Below are 626 nucleotides of genomic sequence, written 5' to 3'. Positions count from 1 at the left end.
GCCAACGCCATCCGCGCACTCAGCATGGACGCCGTACAAAAAGCAAATTCCGGCCATCCGGGCGCACCTATGGGCATGGCGGACATCGCCGAAGTCCTGTGGCGCGACTACATGAACCACAACCCGACCAACCCGCACTGGGCTGACCGCGACCGCTTCGTGCTGTCCAATGGCCACGGCTCCATGTTGATTTACAGCCTGCTGCACCTCACCGGCTACGACCTGCCGATGAGCGAGCTGGAAAACTTCCGCCAGCTGCATTCCAAAACCCCGGGCCACCCGGAGTACGGCTACACCCCGGGCGTCGAAACCACCACCGGCCCGCTGGGCCAGGGCATCGCCAACGCCGTCGGTTTCGCCATTGCCGAACGCACCCTGGGCGCGCAGTTCAACCGCCCGGGCCATGACATCGTCGACCACCACACCTACGCCTTTATGGGCGACGGCTGCATGATGGAAGGCATCTCCCACGAAGTCTGTTCCCTGGCCGGGACCCTCAAGCTCGGCAAACTGACCGCGTTCTACGATGACAACGGCATCTCCATCGACGGTCACGTGGAAGGCTGGTTCACCGACGACACCGCCGAGCGCTTCGAAGCCTACGGCTGGCACGTGGTGCGCCACGT

Annotated in this window: 1 pseudogene; it reads left to right on the top strand. The window is 63.9% G+C overall.

The window, feature by feature from the left end:
- Nucleotides 1-626, top strand: a pseudogene (locus tag ACTJJ1_RS24995) (transketolase); the annotation flags it as partial.

It is taken from the genome of Serratia sp. 22264 (assembly GCF_052045345.1).
Lineage (GTDB): Bacteria > Pseudomonadota > Gammaproteobacteria > Enterobacterales > Enterobacteriaceae > Serratia > Serratia plymuthica.
This window is presented reverse-complemented; position numbering and strand designations above follow the sequence as displayed.